This is a genomic window from Streptomyces flavofungini (assembly GCF_014650815.1).
Lineage (GTDB): Bacteria > Actinomycetota > Actinomycetes > Streptomycetales > Streptomycetaceae > Streptomyces > Streptomyces flavofungini.
Genome location: NZ_BMVR01000001.1, coordinates 473063 through 492208, shown reverse-complemented (window position 1 = coordinate 492208; position 19146 = coordinate 473063). Strand labels below are relative to the sequence as shown.

15 protein-coding genes are annotated in these 19146 nt (G+C 74.0%); 12 read left to right on the top strand and 3 right to left on the bottom strand.

Going from position 1 to position 19146, the window contains the following annotated elements:
- Positions 1 to 67: 67 nt before the first annotated feature.
- Positions 68 to 604 carry an HNH endonuclease gene (locus IE274_RS02045; RefSeq protein ID WP_190113768.1) on the top strand — a complete coding sequence of 179 codons (537 nt, stop codon included), beginning with the start codon at positions 68 to 70 and terminating at the stop codon, positions 602 to 604.
- 101 nt (positions 605 to 705) lie between these two features.
- Here the strand turns inward: IE274_RS02045 and IE274_RS02040 are convergent, their stop codons facing one another.
- Positions 706 to 3693, bottom strand: coding sequence for a glycoside hydrolase family 84 protein (locus IE274_RS02040; RefSeq protein WP_190113767.1), 2988 nt, complete (start codon positions 3691 to 3693; stop codon positions 706 to 708).
- Between the two features lie 443 nt (positions 3694 to 4136).
- On the opposite strand from IE274_RS02040, the gene IE274_RS02035 reads away from it, so the two are divergent.
- The 3 genes from IE274_RS02035 to IE274_RS02020 are packed head-to-tail and all read left to right on the top strand — an operon-like array spanning position 4137 to position 6988.
- Positions 4137 to 4373 (top strand): hypothetical protein, encoded by a 237-nt coding sequence (locus IE274_RS02035; protein ID WP_190113766.1) that lies wholly within the window; start codon positions 4137 to 4139, stop codon positions 4371 to 4373.
- On the top strand, positions 4374 to 6689 hold the full coding sequence (gene malQ, locus IE274_RS02025) for a 4-alpha-glucanotransferase (protein ID WP_229909088.1): 2316 nt from the start codon (positions 4374 to 4376) through the stop codon (positions 6687 to 6689).
- A 59-nt stretch (positions 6690 to 6748) separates the two neighbouring features.
- Positions 6749 to 6988, top strand: coding sequence for a hypothetical protein (locus IE274_RS02020; protein ID WP_030363363.1), 240 nt, complete (start codon positions 6749 to 6751; stop codon positions 6986 to 6988).
- Between the two features lie 142 nt (positions 6989 to 7130).
- Here IE274_RS02020 and IE274_RS02015 read toward each other — a convergent pair whose 3' ends face one another.
- Complete coding sequence (locus IE274_RS02015) at positions 7131 to 7685, bottom strand: MarR family winged helix-turn-helix transcriptional regulator (protein WP_190114092.1); 555 nt, start codon at positions 7683 to 7685, stop codon at positions 7131 to 7133.
- Between the two features lie 164 nt (positions 7686 to 7849).
- Between IE274_RS02015 and IE274_RS02010 the strand changes: the two genes are divergently transcribed.
- The 3 genes from IE274_RS02010 to IE274_RS02000 all read left to right on the top strand — a co-directional run bounded on the left by IE274_RS02010 (position 7850) and on the right by IE274_RS02000 (position 10839).
- Positions 7850 to 8809, top strand: a complete 960-nt coding sequence (locus IE274_RS02010) for an EamA family transporter (protein ID WP_229909086.1) — start codon at positions 7850 to 7852, stop codon at positions 8807 to 8809.
- Between the two features lie 191 nt (positions 8810 to 9000).
- A complete protein-coding gene (locus tag IE274_RS02005) occupies positions 9001 to 9903 on the top strand; it encodes a DMT family transporter (protein ID WP_229909172.1) in 903 nt (300 codons plus the stop codon).
- Between the two features lie 27 nt (positions 9904 to 9930).
- The gene (locus IE274_RS02000; protein WP_190113765.1) at positions 9931 to 10839 is read left to right on the top strand and encodes a LysR family transcriptional regulator; all 909 of its coding nucleotides are present in this window, start codon (positions 9931 to 9933) and stop codon (positions 10837 to 10839) included.
- 112 nt (positions 10840 to 10951) lie between these two features.
- On the opposite strand, the gene pepN is transcribed toward IE274_RS02000, so the two are convergent.
- Positions 10952 to 13516: an aminopeptidase N gene (gene pepN / locus IE274_RS01995; protein WP_190113764.1), complete on the bottom strand. Its 2565-nt coding sequence runs from the start codon at positions 13514 to 13516 to the stop codon at positions 10952 to 10954.
- A gap of 229 nt (positions 13517 to 13745) precedes the next feature.
- On the opposite strand from pepN, the gene IE274_RS01990 reads away from it, so the two are divergent.
- The 5 genes from IE274_RS01990 (at position 13746) to IE274_RS01970 (ending at position 19096) form a co-directional block, all read left to right on the top strand.
- On the top strand, positions 13746 to 14780 hold the full coding sequence (locus IE274_RS01990) for an ABC transporter substrate-binding protein (protein WP_190113763.1): 1035 nt from the start codon (positions 13746 to 13748) through the stop codon (positions 14778 to 14780).
- 197 nt (positions 14781 to 14977) lie between these two features.
- Positions 14978 to 15964, top strand: coding sequence for an ABC transporter permease (locus IE274_RS01985; RefSeq protein WP_190113762.1), 987 nt, complete (start codon positions 14978 to 14980; stop codon positions 15962 to 15964).
- Positions 15965 to 16013: 49 nt separating this feature from the next.
- Positions 16014 to 16811 (top strand): ABC transporter permease, encoded by a 798-nt coding sequence (locus tag IE274_RS01980; protein ID WP_190113761.1) that lies wholly within the window; start codon positions 16014 to 16016, stop codon positions 16809 to 16811.
- Between the two features lie 132 nt (positions 16812 to 16943).
- On the top strand, positions 16944 to 17804 hold the full coding sequence (locus IE274_RS01975) for an ABC transporter ATP-binding protein (RefSeq protein ID WP_190113760.1): 861 nt from the start codon (positions 16944 to 16946) through the stop codon (positions 17802 to 17804).
- Between the two features lie 5 nt (positions 17805 to 17809).
- On the top strand, positions 17810 to 19096 hold the full coding sequence (locus IE274_RS01970; RefSeq protein WP_190113759.1) for a flavin-dependent oxidoreductase: 1287 nt from the start codon (positions 17810 to 17812) through the stop codon (positions 19094 to 19096).
- The last annotated feature ends 50 nt before the right edge of the window (positions 19097 to 19146 follow it).

Here is a 19146-nt window from a genome sequence, read left to right as displayed (position 1 = left end):
TGAGGGGAGACTGGCTACAGATCGTCCCGGCGCGAGCCACGCGCCGCCGGCGTACAAGGAGGCATCCGTGCCGCATGTCCTGGTCCTCAACGCGTCGTACGAGCCGCTCGGCGTCGTACCGCTCCGCCGCGCGCTCGTCCTCGTCCTGGAGAACAAGGCACTCTGCCTTGAGGAGTCCGGCGCCTTCATGCACAGCGCGACCTGCACCATCCCCGCACCCAGCGTGGTCCGGCTCAAGCGCTTCGTGCGGGTCCCCTACCGGGGGCCCGTTCCACTGACCCGCCGTGCCCTGTTCGCCCGCGACGGCGGCCGGTGCATGTACTGCGGTGGCGTCGCAACCAGCGTCGACCACGTCATTCCGCGCAGCCGGGGCGGCCGGCACGCCTGGGACAACGTGGTGGCCTCGTGCCGCCGCTGCAACCACGTCAAGGCCGACCGGCACCTGTTCGAACTCGGCTGGCGCCTGCGCCACAAGCCCGCGCCACCCACCGGCCTCGCCTGGCGCATCATCGGCACCGGGCATAGGGATCCGCGCTGGCTGCCGTACTTGCAGCCGTTCGGCGCGGACGACGCGATGGCCCGGATCGACGGAATTTCCGCCTAGGAACCGATCCGGGCCTTGTTGTACCCGGGGGTGTACCCGGGCCTTGTCGTACCCGGGCCTCCGGCGCCCGCGCCCTGCCGCACGCGGTGCCGGAGGCGGGCTCAGTCCTCCGCCACCGCGTAGGCCGCCACCGACCACAGCGAGTAGCCGAAGCGGGTCGCCCGCCGCTCGCCCCGCACCCGCACGAAGCGGGTGTCCGGGGCGTCCATGCGGACGGACTCGCGGCCGCCCGCGCCGTCGCGCACGACGGCGGCGGTGCGCCAGGTCCTGCCGTCCGCCGAGGTCTGGATCCGGTACCCGGCGGCGTACGCGTCCTGCCAGCGCAGCACCACCCGGCCGAGGCGCACGGGCCCGGCCAGCTCCAGCTGCCACCACGCGTCGTCCTCGGCGGGCGAGGACCAGCGGGTCGTGGCGTCGCCGTCGTTCGCGGCCGCCGCCGGGAAGTCCGCCGTCTCGTCACCCGAGGACGTGGCCCTGGCGCCGCGCGCGAGATCCGGTCCGCCGGTGCGCGGGAACGCCCGCACCCGCACGGTCCGCGTCTCGCCCCCGAACGTGACGGACACCTCGTACGCCCCCGCGCGCGTCCCCTCCGGCACCCGCACCCCGAGCGGCACGCCGACCTCCGTGCCCCGCGGCAGCGTCACCGCCCGCGGCGCCCGCACCTCCACGCCCCCGGGCGCCGCCACCGTCACCTCACCCCGTACGTCACCGGGCCGCCGGGACCGCAGCGTCGCCGTGACCCGGCGCGGGCCGCCGCCGATCTCCGCGTCCGCCTCCGCGCGCTCCACCCCGAGCCGGGCGACGGGCGTGTCGGCGAACCACGGCACGAGGTGCCGGACGGCGCCTCGGTCGAGGGTGACGCGGAGGGCGTCGGCACGCAGGCCTTCCGGGAGGACGGGCGGCACCGGCTCCGTGCAGCCCGAAGGGGACAGCGCCGTGAGGCGGCGCCAGCCCTCGCCGGGGACGTGGCCCGCCAGGGTGCCGCGACTGCCGGGGTCGGTCAGGACCGTCACCCCGGCGAGCGGCCGGGCACCCCGCCAACGAGCGACCGCGCCCCGGACGGCGTGCTCCCCGTCCAGCCCCGCCCACCTCCCGTACGCCTCCTCCGCCCGTTGCAGAAACGGTTCGAGAACCCCCTCCCCGACCGTCACCCGACCCCCCTCCCTGTTGTCCTCCGCCGCCAGATCAGCACGTTGTGCGTGCAGGGCGCGCGCCGCCGTCCACGCGCCCTCCCCGTCCCCGCGCGCCGCCGCGCTCAGCATCCGGACAGCCGTCTCACCCGCCTCGCCGTAGCGTGCCAGCCGCTCCGTCCAGGGCCGCACCTCCGCCGCGAGGTCGCCGACGCCGTCCACGTCGCTCCCGGCGAGCAGCCCCGGCGCGTCCCGCAGCACCCGGAAGGCACCGCCCAGCGCGCGCCCGGCGGCCTCGAAGCGGCCCGGTCCCGCCGTCGTACGCGAACGCCAGAACTCCCGCATCAGCGGCCGGAGATACACCGACTCGTCGGCGCCGAGGACGGACGACGCGTCGTTCCCGGCGAGCGCCGCCAGCGCGGCACGCGCCTTCGAGTCGCCGCCCGCGAGGTCGGCGCTCGCGGCGCGCCAGGACTCCCGGGGGCGGTAACCCCGGGGATTCCAGGCGAAGTCGGCGACGGTGAACAGCGGGATGCGGGACGCCGCGGCCTGCGCCATCGCGTTGCCGAGCAGCGCGACGGACCCCTGCGCGACGGCGGGTTCCCGGCCCCGGTACGGGCCGAGGAAGATCCGGTCCTGGGCGAAGTCGTTCACGGGGTAGTTGTCCGCCGTGACCAGCGGATGATCCCCGAACGCCCGCTGGACCCGCGCCAGTTCGCGGCCCGTGATGGTGCGCGGTACGACGCCGACCCCCGTCCACGTCACCTCGACGGAGTCGTCGAGCGCGGCGGACAGGGCCGCGCGGTAGTCCGTGGCGCCGTCCTGGAAGTACTCGGTCGGCATGAGGGACAGCGGCCGGGCGGCCGGGTGCCGCGCGGCGAGGTGCCGCGCGACGGCGTTGGCGACGCGGGCCTGCGCCCGGGCCGCCGCGCGCGGACCCGAGCCGAAGACCTCCGCGTCCCGGCCGCAGTGCCACTCGCTGTAACTCACGTCCTGGAACTGCAGTTGGAACGCCCGCACGCCCAGCGCCCCCATCGCGTCCACCTTCCGCGTCAGGGCCCTGACGTCGTCGTCCTCCGACAGGCACATCGACTGGCCGGGGGCCACGGACCAGGCGAGCGTCACGTGGTTGCGGGCGGCTCGCTCGGCGAGGGCGCGGAACTCGGCTCGGCGTGCCGCCGGGTACGGCTCGCGCCAGCGGGCCTGGCGGTACAGGTCCTCGCCCGGTGCGTACAGGTAGCGGTTCTGCTTCGTGCGGCCCATGAAGTCGAGTTGGGCGAGGCGTTGGGGGTGGGTCCACGGGGTGCCGTAGAAGCCCTCCGCGAGGCCGCGGACCGGCGTCGCCGGCCAGTCGCGGATGCGGGTGCCCGGGATGGTGCGGGTCCTGGGGTCGGTGAGCTGTCGCAGCGTCTGCGCCGCGTGGAACAGGCCGTCCGGGCCCACGCCGTCCAGGGCCACGGTGGCGCGGCCCGCCGCGCGGCCGACGGCGAGGCGGTAGCCGCCTCGGGGAAGGTCGGCGCGGGGCTTCGCGCCCAGGGCGCGCAACGCCTCCGCGGCGCTCGCGCCTCCGGCGTGCACCACGAGGTGGGGGCCTGGCGGGAGTCGGGTGCCCTCCTGGACCTCGGTGACGCTGCGGGCGCCGGTGGTACGGAGGACGGTGCGCAGGACTTCCACGGCGTGCGGGTCGGCCCGCTCGCCCGTGACGAGGGCCACCTCGTCGCCGACGGCCACCGTGTTCCCCCGGCCCGTGGCCTCCTGGGCGTGCGGCCTCGGCCAGACCTCCGGCACGGCCGTCGATCGCTGGTCGTCCGGGGGTGCGGTCGAGGTGCCGCCCGGCGGCGCGGTCGGGGTGCCGCCCGGTGGGGGTGGGGTGCCGGAGGCGTCCGGGGCCGCGCCGAGAGCGCCCGCGATCACCGCGAGGGCGAGGGCGGCTGCGCCCTTCCCGCGTCGCAGCTCCACGCCTTCTCCTTGCCGCTCGGCAGTACTCCGGGGGTGGCCCGCCCCGCCGGTCTCGTCACTGTGGACACTCGCGTGGTCACACAGGGTGCCGGAAGCCCATCATCGGGGTGGGGAGGGTGTCAAAGCGGGGGTGGGGGGCGGGCGTTGCCTCCGGCGGTTCGTTCCCCTGCCCCGCCCCTTCCCGGCTGTGACCATGTGCGGCTCCGCCGCGGGGGAGGGCTCCGCCCCCGGACCCCCGTATCGGCGGTGCCCCGTTCCACCCGAAAGGGGCACCCACCCTCGGGGTCCAGGGGCGCAGCCCCGGTTTCGGGAAGGGGCGGGGTTGGGGAGCCTCCGGCCGGGGTGCGGTGTGACCAGTGCCACGTTCCCCAGCCGTATACGGATGCCCCCCACCGCAGTGGGTAGGGCTTCGGAACCGGCATCCGCGACCTAGGGAGCACCCCATGCCCGCCTCCGCGAACCTCCTCCTCTCCGCCCTGTCCAAACAGGTCTCGCACCCCGACTCCGGCCTCGACGGCTCCTGCTCCTGCGGCTGTCTGGAGCCGCCCCTGACGAGCGAGCCCCCGCTGGCCGACGCCGCCCCCCTCACCAGCGAGCCGTCCCTCATGGACGCCGCACCGCTGACCAGCGAGCCCACCTCGACGGGCATGGCCGCGGGCCTGGACCCCATGGGCGTATAGATGACCCTTGCCCGGCTGGCCGCTCTGTACGGCGTGGCCACCTCCTACGCACCGTCCCCGGACCGTACGGTCCGGGCCTCCGAGGCCGCGGTCGTCGCGGCCCTCGCCGCGCTCGACGTCGACGCGAGCACGCCGGAGGCGGTACGGGACGCGGTGGCGGCACGCGAACGGGAGTTACGGGAGAGGCTGTTACCCCCCACAGTGGTGCTGTGGACGGACGAACGGCCCGTACGCGAGGGCGCGGATCCGCCGCGCGAGGACCGCGAGGACCGCGAGGACCGTGACGACCGCGAGGACCGCGAGGACCGCGAGGACCGCGAGGACCGCGAGGACCGTGACGACCGCGAGGACCGCGAGGACCGCGAGGACCGTGACGACCGTGAGGGCCACGCGCACCCCACGCCGCAGGAGCCCCCGCAAGCCCCGGCCGCCCTCTCCGGTCTCCCCCCGGGCACCCGGCTCACCGTGGAGACGGAACAAGACGGGCCCCCGATCGACCTCACCGCCGCCCTCGCCGGAGAGCACCCGACCCCGGCATCCCCCCGGCTCCCCCTGGGCGTTCACCGTCTGACGGCCACCACCCCCGACGGCGTCACCGCCCGCACCCACCTCATCGTCGCCCCCCGCCGCGCCCCCGCGCCCCCGCCCCGTACCCACGGCTTCCTCGTCCAGCTCTACTCCCTCCTGAGCGGGCACTCCTGGGGCATGGGCGACCTGGGCGATCTCGCGGAGCTGGCCGCGTGGGCGGGGCGGGCGTTGGGGGCGGGGTTCGTGCAGGTGAATCCGTTGCACGCGGCGGTGCCCAGACCGGTGGGCGGTGCCGGGGACCCCTCGCCGTACCGCCCGTCCTCCCGCCGCTTCCCGGACCCCGTGCACCTGCGCGTCGAGAACGTCCCGGAGTTCGCCCACCTGCGGGGCGAGGCGCGCGAGCGGGCGGGCGGCTGTGCGGAGCGGGGCGCGGAGCTGCGCCGGGCGGTGCTGCGTGCGGGCGGGCTCATCGACCGGGACGCGGTGTGGGAACTCAAGGCGGCCGCGCTGGAGTTGATCCGGGACGTGCCGCTCGGTCCGGGCCGGTGCGCCGCGTACAGCGACTTCCTCGCCGAGCACGGGGAGGACTTGGAGGACCACGCGACCTGGTGTGCGCTCGCCGAACGGCACGGGCCGGACTGGCATGCCTGGCCCGCCGCCCTCCAGGACCCGACGTCCCCCGAAACCGCCCGCGCCCGCGCCGAGTTGATGGACCGTGTGGACTTTCACGAGCGGCTCGCGTGGCTCACCGACGCGCAACTCGCCGCCGCGCAGCGGGCCGCCCGCGACGCCGGGATGGCCATCGGCCTCATCCACGACCTCGCCGTCGGCGTGCATCCGGACGGCGCCGACGCCTGGGCGCAGCAGCGGTACTTCGCGGCGGGCATGTCCGTGGGCGCGCCCCCGGACGCCTTCAACGAACGCGGCCAGGACTGGGGGCTGCCGCCCTGGCGGCCCGACCGGCTCGCGGAGTCCGGCTACGCCCCGTTCCGCGCGCTGCTGCGCGCGACGCTGCGGCACGCGGGCGCCGTGCGCGTCGACCACGTCATGGGGCTCTTCCGGCTGTGGTGGGTGCCGGTCGGACGTACCCCCGTCGACGGGACGTACGTACGCTACGACGCCGAAGCCATGCTCGCCGTCCTCGTCCTGGAAGCGCACCGCGCGGGCGCCCTCGTCATCGGCGAGGACCTCGGCACGGTCGAGCCGGGCGTGCGCGGGACGCTGCGCGAGCACGGGGTGCTCGGCACCTCCGTGCTGTGGTTCGAGCGGGACTGGGACGGCACCGGCCAGCCCCTCGCGCCCGACGCGTGGCGCGCCGACTGCCTGGCCACCGCCACCACCCACGACCTGCCGTCCACCGCCGCCCGCGTCACCGGCTCCCACGTGCGCCTCCGGCACGACCTGGGCCTGCTCAGCCGCCCGCTGGCCGCCGAACGCGCCGAGGCCGCCGCCGACGTCCGCGAATGGCTCGGCCTGCTGTCCCGGCTCGGCCTGCTGCCGGGCGGCGCCGGGAACGAGGAGGACGAGGTCCGCGCCGTGCACCGGTTCCTGCTCGCGACGCCCGCCCGCATGGTCGGCGTCTGGCTGCCCGACACCGTCGGCGACCGCCGCCCGCAGAACCTGCCCGGCACCCGGGACCAGTACCCCAACTGGCGCCTGCCGATCGCCGACGCCGCGGGCCGCCCCGTCACCCTGGAGGACCTGGCCGCCGCACCCCGGCTGCACGCCCTGCTGGAGGTGTTCCGCGCGTTCCGGGAGCCGCGGCCGCACCCGCCGGGCGCCGGATGAGGCGCCCGTACGGGCACCCCGGGCGCGCGGGCCGCGCGGCGGTTCGCTACGTTGGCACCGTGGACAAGAAGAACGCCCTGCGCGCCGGTGCTCTGACGGCCGGTACGACGCTGATGATGCTGCTCATGTCGTCCCCCGCGCTCGCGCTCAACCGCGACGACGGCGACGACCCGGGCCCGGGCCTGAGCGTGATGGAGACGCTGGGCCTGTATGTCGCCGCGCCGATCGTGCTGTTCCTGGTGATCGCCGGTCTGGTGATGGTCGGCGACAAGTCCCGCAAGCAGCAGAAGCAGAGCTGACGACGCGGGTCCGCCCCTGCACGCTTTTCGCTTTTCTTCGCCGAGGGCGCCCCTCGGCCGCGTACACGGACGCCTGTTGACGTCCGCGGACGAGGCCGGAGGGCGCCCTCGGTGTTTCACAAACCCCCGGCCCCACCCGCCGTCATGAGCCGTCGCCCGGCTGCGAGCCCGCGAGCAGCTTGCGCAGCAGGGCCGCGAGCTGCGCCGTCTCCGCCTCGTCGAGCCCCGCGGCCACGAGCGCCGCGTGCTGCACCTCCAGACCCGCCGCGACCGCCCGGTCCACCAGCTCCCGGCCCTCCTCGGTCAGCGTGACCTGCAGGCCCCGCCGGTCGTGCGGGTCGGGGGAGCGGCGCAGCAGCCCGGCCCGCTCCAGCTTGTCCAGGCGCCCCGTCATGCCGCCCGTCGTCAGCATCAGCGTCGAGGAGAGCTGACGCGGCGAGAGCGTGTACGGCTCGCCGTGGCGGCGCAGCGTCGCGAGGACGTCGAACTCGCCGCGCGTGGTGCCGAGTCGGCGGTACGCCTTCTCGATGCGGTCGCCCATGGCCTGCGTGGTGCGGTAGACGCGGCCGAAGACCTCCATGGGCGTGGTCTCCAGATCCGGCCGGACTGCGGCCCACTGCTCGATGATCGCGTCGACGCCGTCCGGCACGGCCGGGGCGGCCGCTTCTCCGGAGTGCGTCGCGCTCGGGGAGGACATCACGTTGCTCGCGTTCATGAGGGAAGTATCCACGAGATACGGATGCTTGCAAGTAAGTGGGTTGCAAATGAGTGGGTTCCAACTAAGTGACTTGACCGTAAGTAGCTTAGGGCTAAGCTACTCATCACTCAGCTTCCTTCGTGAGCCCTCGGGAGACGTCCGTCATGAACCGCGCCACCGCGATCCTCCTCACCGCCTACGCCCCCCTCACCTGGGGCTCCACCTACGCCGTCACCACCGAGTTCCTGCCCGCGGACCGGCCCCTGTTCACGGCCCTGACGCGGGCCCTGCCCGCCGGCCTGCTGCTGCTCCTGCTCGCCAGACGGCTGCCCCGAGGGGAGTGGTGGTGGAAGTCGGCGGTCCTCGGCGCCCTGAACATCGGCGCCTTCTTCCCGCTGCTCTTCCTGTCCGCCTACCGCCTGCCCGGCGGCATGGCCGCCGTCGTCGGCTCCGTCGGCCCGCTCTTCGTCGCCGGACTCGCGGCGCTCCTCCTCGCCGACCGGCCCACCCCGCGCACCCTGCTCACCGGCGCCGCGGCGGCGCTCGGCGTCAGCCTGGTCGTCCTCAAGGCCACCGGGGCGCTCGACACGGTCGGGCTGCTCGCGGCCGTGGGATCGACGGCCTCGATGTCCACGGGCACGGTGCTCACCAAGCGGTGGGGGCGCCCGGACGGCATCGGCCCGCTCGCGCTCACGGCCTGGCAGCTCACGGTCGGCGGCCTGCTCATCGCCCCCGTCGCGTTCCTGGTCGAGGGCGCGCCGCCCGCCCTGGACGGACGGAACATCGCGGGCTACCTCTACCTGTCCCTCGCCGGTACGGCCGTCGCGTACTGGCTGTGGTTCCGCGGCATCGGCCGCCTCAGCGCCACCCAGGCCAGCCTCCTCGGCCCGCTCTCGCCGCTCACGGCCGCGGTCATCGGGTGGGCGGCGCTCGGCCAGTCGCTGACGCCGGTGCAGGTGGCGGGGATGGTGCTCGCGTTCGGGGCGACGGTGTTCGGGCAACTGCGGGCGAAGCCGCGGCCGAAGCCGCGGGACCAGGTGCTCGCGGAGTCGCAGCCGCGGGTGCCCGAGGGGGCGGGGGCGCAGGTGACCGAGGGGGCGCAGGCGCAAGTACTCATCAAGTAATCGTTCAGATCTGCTTCAAAGAATGATCGAAAAGATTCGATGGACCTGAGCAGTCCTGGGCTGCGACGGTAGCTCTCGCCCGGTCCCGCAGGGGGGCCGGGCGAGAGCCCCGTACAGGGGAGAGAGGCAAGGGGATACCAGTGGCGAGCGTCCTGGACCTGGACCGGAGCAGCGGCAGCGGCAGCGCGAGTGTGCGGGGCGTGGGAGGTGGGCGTACCGCCGCCGGAGGGCTCGGCGTCGGGCTCGCGCTCGCCGCGCTCGCCACCGTCGTCTGGTCGGGCAGCTTCGTCACCTCCCGCGCCCTCGCCGACAGCGTCCCGCCGATCCAGCACGCGTTCTGGCGCTGGCTCATCGCCATCGCGGCCGTCGCGCCGTTCGCGGCCCGCCAGGCCTGGCGTCAACGAGCTCTGCTCCGCCGCCACTTCGGCTTCCTGGTCGCCGCCTCCCTGCTCGGCGTCACCGTCTACAACACCCTCGTCAACCAGGCCGGAGTCACCACCACCGCGGGCAACATGGGCATGATCATGGCCGCCTCGCCGGTCCTGATGGCGGTGTACGAACGCCTCGGCGGCGCCCGGCTCGGAGCGCGGCGCGTCACGGGCATGCTCGTCGCCTGCGCCGGAGTCCTGCTCCTGGTCAGCGGCGGCTCCCTCGGCATGGACCTCGCGGTCGGCGACCTGTGGGTGATCGGCGGCGCCGTCGCCTTCGGCTCGTACAGCGCGCTGCTCCGCCGCAGGCCCGCCGAGATCTCCGGACTGCCCTTCCTCTTCGCCACCTTCGTCCTGGGCGCGCTGATGCTGCTGCCCGTGTTCCTCGTCAACCTCGTCGTCCAGGGCGGCTTCGAGCCGACGGCCGCGACGGTGTCCCCGCTCCTGTACGTCGGCGTGGTCTCATCGGCGGTCGCCTTCTTCGCCTGGAACAAGGCGATCTCCGTCATCGGCGCGGCCCGCGCGGGCGTCGTCTACTACCTCCAGCCCGTGTGTGTGGCCCTGCTGTCCTTCGCCCTCCTCGGCGAGGGGATGGGATGGCTGCAGGTCATGTGCATGGCGCTGATCCTGGGCGGCGTGGTGCTCGGCTCCGCGGGCGGGAAGTAGCGGCACGTGCGCGGGTACGTTGACGCCATGACCGAGTGGGACATCAAGAAGCTGCAGATCCTGCGCACCCTCAACGAACGCGGGACCGTCACCGCGACGGCCCAGGTGCTCCTGATGACCCCCTCCGCCGTCTCCCAGCAACTCTCCAACCTCGCCAAGCAGGTCGGTGTGCCGCTCCTGGAGGCCCACGGGCGGCGGGTGCGGCTCACCGGGGCCGCGCGTCTTCTGCTCCGGCACGCCGACGCCGTTCTCGCTCAACTGGAGCGGGCCGACGCGGAGTTGGCCGCGTATGCCAAGGGGGAGGCCGGGGAGGTGCGGGTCGGCGCCTTCGCCACCGCCGTGCCCGCGCTCGTGGTGCCCGCCGTACGGGCCCTGCGGGGCGCGCACCCCGGGATCTCCGTCCGCGTCCGGGAGGCCGAGGCGGGGGAGGCCTACGACCTGCTGGCCGCCGGGGACGTCGACCTCGCCCTGTCCCTGGCCGCGCAGGCGCCCCGAGAGTTCGAGGGAGGGCGGTTCACCCAGGTCACGCTGCTCGCCGATCCCCTCGACGTCGCGCTGCCCCGCGACCATCCCCTCGCCCGCACCGCCGCCCTGCGGCTCGCCGACCTCGCCTCCGAGCCGTGGATCTTCGGCGGCTCCGGGCCCTGGTCCGAGATCACGCGGACCGCGTGCGAGGCCGCCGGGTTCGTGCCCGAGCAGGCGCACAGCGCGGCGGGGTGGGAGGCGATTCTGGCGATGGTGGAGGCCGGGATGGGGGTGGCTCTCGTGCCGAGGATGGCCGGGGCGGGGGCCTTTGGCCGGAGCGGGGTGGCGATGCGGGAGCTGGCGGCGGACCGCCCGCGCCGCCATGTGATCGCCGCCGTACGCCGCGGCGCGGAGGCTTCGCCGACGGTGAGCCACGTCCTGGCGGCGCTGCGGGGGGCGACGCGCGCTTGACGGCGGGGCTCCGGGGCTCTGCGGGGCGCCGGGGAGACGGGCGTCCGGTGCCGGGGGTGGGCGCAACGGCCTGCGTTGGGCCCACCCCCGGCGTCCCCGGACGCCCGGAGGGCTACGCGTCGGCGGACTGCGCGCGCAGAGCCCGCTCGACGCCCGCGCGGGACTCCGTGATGAGACGGTGCAGCGCGGCCGTGGGCTCCGCGGACTTGAGCCAGGTGTCCGTCGCGTCCAGGGTGGCCTGGGAGACCTGGACGGCCGGGTACAGGCCGACCACGACCTGCTGGGCCATCTCGTGGGAGCGGGACTCCCAGACTGCCTTGACGGCGTCGAAGTACTTCGCGGTGTAGGGCGCGAGCAACTCCCGCTGCTCGGTCTGGACGAAGCCGGAGATCACCGCCTCCTGCACGGCGTTGGGCAGCTTGTCGGACTCGACGACGGAAGCCCACGCCTCGGCCTTGGCGGCGGCGGTGGGCCGGGCGGCCCGCGCCGCGGCGGCGTGCCGCTCACCCGCGGCGGTCTTGTCCCGCTCGAACTCGGCGGCGATCCCGCCCTCGTCGAGCCGCCCGGTCGCGGCGAGCCGCGCCACGAACGCCCACCGCAGCTCGGTGTCGACGGCGAGCCCCTCGATGGTCTCGGAGCCGTCGAGGAGCCCCTCAAGGAGCGCCAGGTCGGACTCCGTGCGGGCGGTCGCGGCGAACGCCCGCGCCCACGCCAGCTGGTGGTCACCGCCGGGCCGGGCCGCCCGCAGGTGCTCCAGGGTGGCCTCGGTCCACCGGGTGAGCGCGGCCTCGCGGCCGGCCGGGGCGGCGTACAGGTCGAGCGCCAGCTTCACCTGCCGGTGCAGCGACTGCACGACGCCGATGTCGGACTCCTTGCCGATGCCGGACAGGATGAGGGAGAGGTAGTCGCGCGTCGACAGCTCGGCGTCGCGCGTCATGTCCCACGCCGACGCCCAGCACAGCGCCCGCGGCAGCGAGGCCTCGAAGTCGCCGAGGTGCTCGGTGACGAAGGCGAGGGACTCGGTGTCCAAACGGACCTTGGCGTACGACAGGTCGTCGTCGTTGAGCAGGATCACGTCGGGCCGGGCGCGGCCCACGAGCGCCTCCACCGCGGTCAGCTCGCCGTCGACGTCCAGCTCGACGCGGTCGGTGCGCAGCAGCTTGCCGGAGTCGTCGTCGAGGTCGTACAGGCCGATGGCGATGCGGTGCGGGCGCAGCGTCGGCTCGCCCTTGGCGCCCTCGGGCAGCGCCGGGGCCTCCTGCTTGATGGCGAAGGAGGTGATGTTCCCGGCGGAGTCGACGTCCACGACGGGCCGCAGCACGTTGATGCCGGCCGTCTCCAGCCACTTCTTCGACCAGGTCTTCAGGTCCCGGCCGCTGGTCTCCTCCAGGGCGCCGAGCAGATCGGACAGGCGCGTGTTGCCGAACGCGTGCCGCTTGAAGTACGCCTGCACGCCGCTGAAGAACTCGTCCATGCCGACGTACGCGACGAGCTGCTTGAGGACGCTCGCGCCCTTGGCGTACGTGATGCCGTCGAAGTTGACGAGCACGTCGTCCAGGTCGCGGATGTCCGCCATGATCGGGTGCGTGGACGGCAGCTGGTCCTGCCGGTACGCCCAGGTCTTCATGGAGTTCGCGAACGTGGTCCAGGAGTGCGGCCACTTCGACCCGGGCGCGTACGCCTGGCAGGCCGCCTCGGCGAACGTCGCGAACGACTCGTTCAGCCACAGGTCGTTCCACCACTCCATGGTCACGAGGTCGCCGAACCACATGTGCGCCAGCTCGTGCAGGATCGTCGCGGCCCGCACCTCGTACGCGGCGTCGGTCACCTTGGACCGGAACACGTACTGGTCACGGATGGTGACGGCGCCCGCGTTCTCCATCGCGCCCGCGTTGAACTCCGGCACGAAGAGCTGGTCGTACTTCGCGAACGGGTAGGTGTAGTCGAACTTCTCCTGGAACCAGTCGAAGCCCTGCCGGGTGACGTCGAAGATCGCGTCCGCGTCCAGGAACTCCGCGAGGGAGGGACGGCAGTAGATGCCGAGCGGGACCGACTGCCCGTCCTTCTCGTAGACGCTGTGCACCGCGTGGTACGGGCCGACGATCAGCGCCGTGACGTACGTGGAAAGGCGCGGTGTCGGCGCGAACGTCCAGACGTCGTCCTTCGGCTCCGGCGTCGGCGAGTTGGAGATGACGGTCCAGCCGGAGGGCGCCTTCACGGTGAACTGGAAGGTGGCCTTCAGGTCGGGCTGCTCGAAGGAGGCGAACACGCGGCGCGCGTCCGGGACCTCGAACTGGGTGTACAGGTACGCCTGCTGGTCGACCGGGTCGACGAAGCGGTGCAGGCCCTCGCCGGTGTTCGTGTACTCGCAGTCCGCGACGACCTTCAGCTCGTTGGCGCCCTCGTGCAGATGCCTCAGGGCGATCCGCGAGTCGCGGAAGACGGCGCCCACCTCCAGGGCGTGCCCGTTCAGGACGACCTCGTGGACGGCGGGGGCGATCAGATCGATGAAGGTCTCGGCGTTCGCCTCGGCGGAGTCGAAACGCACCGTGGTCACCGACCGGTACGTCCCTCCCTCCTGCGCTCCGGAGAGGTCGAGATCGATCTCGTACGAGTCAACGGTGAGCAGCTTCGCCCGCTGCTGCGCCTCTTCACGGGTCAGATTGGTGCCGGGCACGCGGTCATCTCCTCGGTACGACTTGCGAACTTTTTGCGATGTTTCTCGCCATCCTTCCATGCGCGGTCACCGCCTGCCCCGGGCCATTGTTCTCAGGTCGTGCGGCCGTTAACATCCGCGCGTCGGCTCAGGTCAAGGAGCGGACGGAAGCGGGACCGAAGCGGACGGAAGCAGCCGTAGGCGGCCGGACGCCGACCGCGACGGTCCGGAGCAGCGGGAGCAGATGCATATGGCAAGGGGTGCACGCGGTGCACAGGGCCCGCGCGGGCCGCGGCGGTCACGGAGCCGGGCACGGTTACACGGCGCGGCCGCGCCCGCCCTCGCCCTGGTCCTGCTGGCCGCCGCCGGCTGCGGCTCGTCCGACGACTCCGGCCGGAGTGACGGCAAGGGTCCGGAGAAGACCCGGATCACCGTCGGCACCATGCCCGTCGCCGACACCGCCCCGCTGGAGATGGCCCAGCGCAAGGGCTTCTTCAAGGCGGAGGGGCTGACCGTGCGCACCACCACGCTCAGCGGTGGCGCGGAGTCCGTCAGCCGGCTGCGGGCGGGCGCCCTCGACATCTCCTTCGGCAACTACGTCTCGTACTTCCTCGCCCACGCCAACAAGGCCATCGACGTCCGCATCGTCTCCGACGCCTTCCAGTCCGCGCCCCGCACGCACGCGGTCCTGGTCCGCAAGGACTCGCCGGTCAAGTCCCTGAAGGACCTCCAGGACAAGAAGATCGGCGTCAACACCAAGCGGAACATCAGCGCCCTGCTGGTCAAGAAGGCCGGAAAGGCGGAGGGCGCCACCTTCGACGACGACAAGAACTTCGCCGAGGTCGACATGCCGAACATGGAGACCGCCCTGAAGTCCGGCAGCGTCGAGGCCGTACAGGCCGTCGAGCCCTTCGTCAGCGCGATCGAGCGCTCCGGCACCGGCCGGGTCGTCGCCGACCTCGGCAAGCCGCCCACCGCGGGCTTCCCGGTCGCCGGGTACGCGGCCACGGCGTCGTTCGCCAAGGACAACCCCAAGACGGTCGCCGCCTTCCAGCGCGCCATGGCCCGCGCCCAGAAACAGGCCGCCAACCGCTCCGCCGTCGTCGCCACGCTCCCCGACTACACGAAGATCACCGCCGACCAGGCCGCCCAGCTGAACCTCGGCGGCTACCCCGCGGCCCTCGATCCGGCGCGACTGCGCCGGGTGGTCGGGCTGATGCGGGAGTTCGGGTATCTGAAGCGGGAACTGGACGTGGAGCCGCTGCTGGTGCGGGCGGGGCCGTGAGGGTGGCGACGGGATGCCAGGGGGATGGCGTGACGTGCGTGACGGGGACGATGTGGGCTACGCGATGAGGCGGGTCACGCGGTGCGGTGGCTGCGCGGTGCGGCGGGTCACGCGGTGCGGTGGCTGCGCGGTGCGGCGGGTCACGCGGTGCGGTGGCTGCGCGGTGCGGCGGGCGATGCGATGAATGGGGCGATGCGGTGAAACGGGGCGCGCGCTCCGGTCCGGGCCTCGGCCCGGGGTTCGGGGCGCGCGCTCGCCTGCGCGCCGGTGGGCGCGCCGGGCAGCTGGTCGAGCGCAGGTCGGGCCGTGCCCTGCTCGGGGCGTTCGGGCTCTGCGGGGCCTTCCTCGTCGTCGAACTCGTCGCCCGCAGCGGGGTGTTCGACGAGCAGGCGCTGCCGCCCGCCTCCGCCGTGCTCGCCCGCGCCGCCGAGATGGCCGTCGACGACGGGTTCCTCGACGACCTGTGGGCCACCGTCGCCGCCTGGCTCGGCGGGCTCGCCCTCGCCGTCGCCCTCGCCGTGCCCGCCGGGCTGCTCCTCGGCTCCCTGCCCCGGCTGCGCGCCGCCGCCCTCGCCGTCGTCGAACTCGCCCGGCCCATCCCCTCCGTCGCCCTCATCCCCCTCGCCATCCTCGTCTTCGTCGAGCCCGACCGGGTGGAGCGGTCCCTCGTCTGTTACGCCGCGCTCTGGCCCATCCTCCTCAACACCCTCTACGGGCTCCGGGACGTCGACCCCGTCGCCAAGGAGACCCTCCGGTCCTTCGGGTTCGGGCCGCTCGGGGTGGTGTGGCGGGTGTCGCTGCCCAGCGCGGGGCCCTTCGTCGTCACCGGGGTGCGGATCGCCGCGTCCGTGGGGTTGATCGTGGCGGTCAGCGCGGAGTTGCGGGCCGGGGGTGACGGGGGACTCGGCGTCTATTTGCTCGATACGCAGTCCGGGGGCGGTCGGCCGGATCTGATGGTGGCGGGGGCTTGTTGGGCGGGGGTGCTCGGTGTTGCGGCGAACGCTGGGCTCGTGGGGGTGGAGAGGGTGTTGTTTCCCCAGTCCCGCCCCTTCCCGAAACCGAGGGGCTCCGCCCCCCGGACCCCCCGTGTCGCGCTCCGCGCTCGTCCTCAATCTCCCCCAGGCTCTGAAGGAGCAGGGAGGGGCCCCCTCGACGGGCTTGATAGGTCGGGGGTGGGGCGATGAGGTCGCCGGACGGGCTTGACGGGTCGGGGGCGGGGCGATGAGTGGGCGTGTGCGTCGCGTCGCCCTCGGGCTGCTCGCTCGTGGCTGGCTGCTCGTCCTGCTCGTGCTGCTCTGGGAGTTGGCCGCCCGGCGGGCCGAGGACCTGTACTTTCCGCCGCCCTCGCGGATCGTGCGGGCCATGCGGGAGCTGTGGTGGTCGGGGCCGCCGTCGCGGCTGTGGCTGAGTGATCTCGCCGTGGACGACTTCGTGCCGAGTCTCAGTCATCTGCTGCTCGGCTGGGCCGTCGCCGGGGCCGTCGGGATCGCCGTGGGGGTCGGGATCGGGCTCTCCCGGGTGGCCTTCCACGTCCTGGACCCGGTGCTGCAGTTCGGGCGGGCCGTGCCGCCGCCCACGCTCATCCCGTTCTTCATGGTCGCCTTCGGGCTCGGCACGTCCATGCAACTGGCGGCCATCGTCTTCGGCGTCGTCTGGCCGGTGCTGCTCAACACCGCCGACGGCGTCCGCTCCGTGGAGCCGCTGCAACTCGACACCGCCCGCGTACTCGGGCTCGGCGGCGTCGCGCGGCTCCGGTACGTCGTCCTGCCCGGCGCCGCCCCGAGAATCTTCGCGGGACTGCGGGTCGCCCTCGGCTTCGCCCTGATCCTCATGGTCATCGCCGAGCTGATGGGGTCCGGCGAAGGCATCGGCGCCCGGCTCAACGCCGCCGAGCGGGAGTTCAGGCCGGACCACCTGTGGGCCGGGATCGTGCTCCTCGGCGCCGTCGGCTGCGTACTGAACGGACTGTTCCTGCTCGTCGAGCGCCGGGCCCTGGCCTGGCACCGGGGCGCACGACGGGCGGACACCTAGACCACCCCGGCGCACGGGCGGCGGACCGGCCACCCGATGCAGGGGACACACAGGGAACGCAAAGGGTTCACGGACCCTCACATCACGTAGACCGCAAGGCAGTTGGCAACAGGGGGACAGGGGGAACAGGGGATGCTGGAGATCGCTGGGCTCAGTCATCGCTACGCCGACGGGCACCGGGCCGTCGAAGGGGTCGAACTGCACGTCGCACGCGGCGAGTTGGTGAGCATCGTCGGGCCGTCCGGCTGCGGCAAGTCCACGCTGCTGCGGTGCGTCGCGGGGCTGCAGCGGCCCAGCGAGGGCCGGATCGCCGTCGGCGGCCGGGACGTCGACGGCGTGCCCGACGACCTCGCCGTCGTCTTCCAGGACTACACCCGCTCGCTCTTCCCCTGGCTGACCGTCCGCGACAACGTCGCCCTGCCGCTGCGCCGCCGCGGCCTCGCCCGTGCGAAGCGGCGCGCCCGCGCCGAGTCCGCCCTCGCCCAGGTCGGCCTCGACGGCACCGCGGGCCGCTATCCGTGGCAGCTCTCCGGCGGCATGCAGCAGCGCGTCGCCATCGCCCGCGCGCTCGCCTACCGGCCCGCCCTGCTCCTGATGGACGAGCCGTTCGGCTCCGTCGACGCGCAGACCAGGGAGGATCTGGAGGATCTGCTGCTCTCGGTGCGTGCGGGCGGGGGCGGGGGGTCGGGTGGGGGGTCGGGCGGAGGCGGTGATTCCGGCGGCGGGCCCGGTGACTTCGGCGGGGGCGGCGACGCCGACGGCGGTACGGAGAGCGGCGGCAGTCCCGGAATGACCATCCTCCTCGTCACCCACGACATCGACGAGAGCGTGTACGTCGGTGACCGCGTCGTCGTCCTCACCGGTGCCCCCGGCCGCGTCCACAGCGAACTGCGCGTCGAACTGCCCGCGCCGCGCGACCAGATCGTCACCCGGGGCCTGCCGGAGTTCGTGAAGCTGCGGGCCGAGGTCGGGCGGGCGGTGCGGCGACCGTGAGCGCCATGAACGCCGCGAACGCCGACGTACTGGTCGCGGGCGCGGGCATCGGCGGGCTCACGGCGGCGCTGAGCCTGCACGCGGCGGGGATCGGGGTGCGGGTGATCGAGCCGGTGCAGGTGCTCCGGCCCGTCGGCGTCGGCATCAACCTGCTGCCGCACGCCGTACGGGAGTTGACCGAGCTCGGCCTCGGCGAGCAACTGGCCGCCACCGGCGTCGCGACCGCCCGGATGGTCCACTACGACCGGCACGGCAACCGCATCTGGGGCGAGCCGCGCGGCCACGCCCTCGGCTACCACTGGCCGCAGTACTCCATCCACCGCGGCGCCCTCCAGATGATCCTCCTCGACGCGGTGCGCGAACGCCTCGGCGAACGGGCCGTCGTCACCGGCACGGCGTTCGTGCGGTGCGCCGAGACCGAGGGGCAGTTGCTGCGGGTGATCCTGCGGGACCTGGCGCGCGGGCGGGAGCACTCCGTGCGGGTGCGGGCGCTCATCGGCGCGGACGGTCTCTACTCCACCGTGCGGGCGCGGCTGCATCCCGGGGAGGGGCCGCCGCTCTGGAACGGCATTCGGATGTGGCGCGGCGTCGCCGAGTGGGACCCCGTGCTCGGCGGGCGCACCGTCGCCATCGCCGGGAGCAACGCGCACGCCAAGCTCGTCGTCTACCCCATCTCCGGGGAGGCCGAGCGGCGGGGCCGCGCGTTGCTCAACTGGGTCGCCGAGGTGCGCTTTCCCGTCGAGCACGGGGGGATGTCCGGGGCGGCCGACTGGAACCGCAGCGGGCGGCTCTCCGACGTCCTGCCCTACTTCGCCGGGTGGCGGATCGGGGATCTCGACGTGCCCGCGCTGTTCGCCGCCACCCGGCGGATCCTGGAGTACCCGATGGTCGACCGGGAGCCGTTGCCCCGATGGGGGCGCGGGCCCGTCACCCTCCTCGGGGACGCCGCCCACCCCATGTACCCGGTCGGGTCCAACGGGGGGTCGCAGGCCGTCCTCGACGCGCGGGTCCTCGCCCGGTCCCTCGCCGTCAACGACCCCGATCGGGTCGCCGGGTTGCGGGCGTACGAGGAGGTCCGCCGGGAGGCCACCGCCGAGCTCGTCCTCGCCAACCGGAGCATGCCCGCCGACCGGCTCCTCCAAGTCGTCGCCGAGCGGGCCCCCGAGGGGTTCGAACGGGTCGAGGACGTCCTCACCCCCGAGGAGCTGTCCGAGCTGGACGCGGCGTACCGGTGGACGACGGGGACGGACGTGGCGGAGCTGAACGGGAGGGGGAGCTGGGGCGTGGGGTAGGGCACCCCGACGGGATGGTGGGAAGGCGAGGGGAAGCGAGGGAGAGGTCG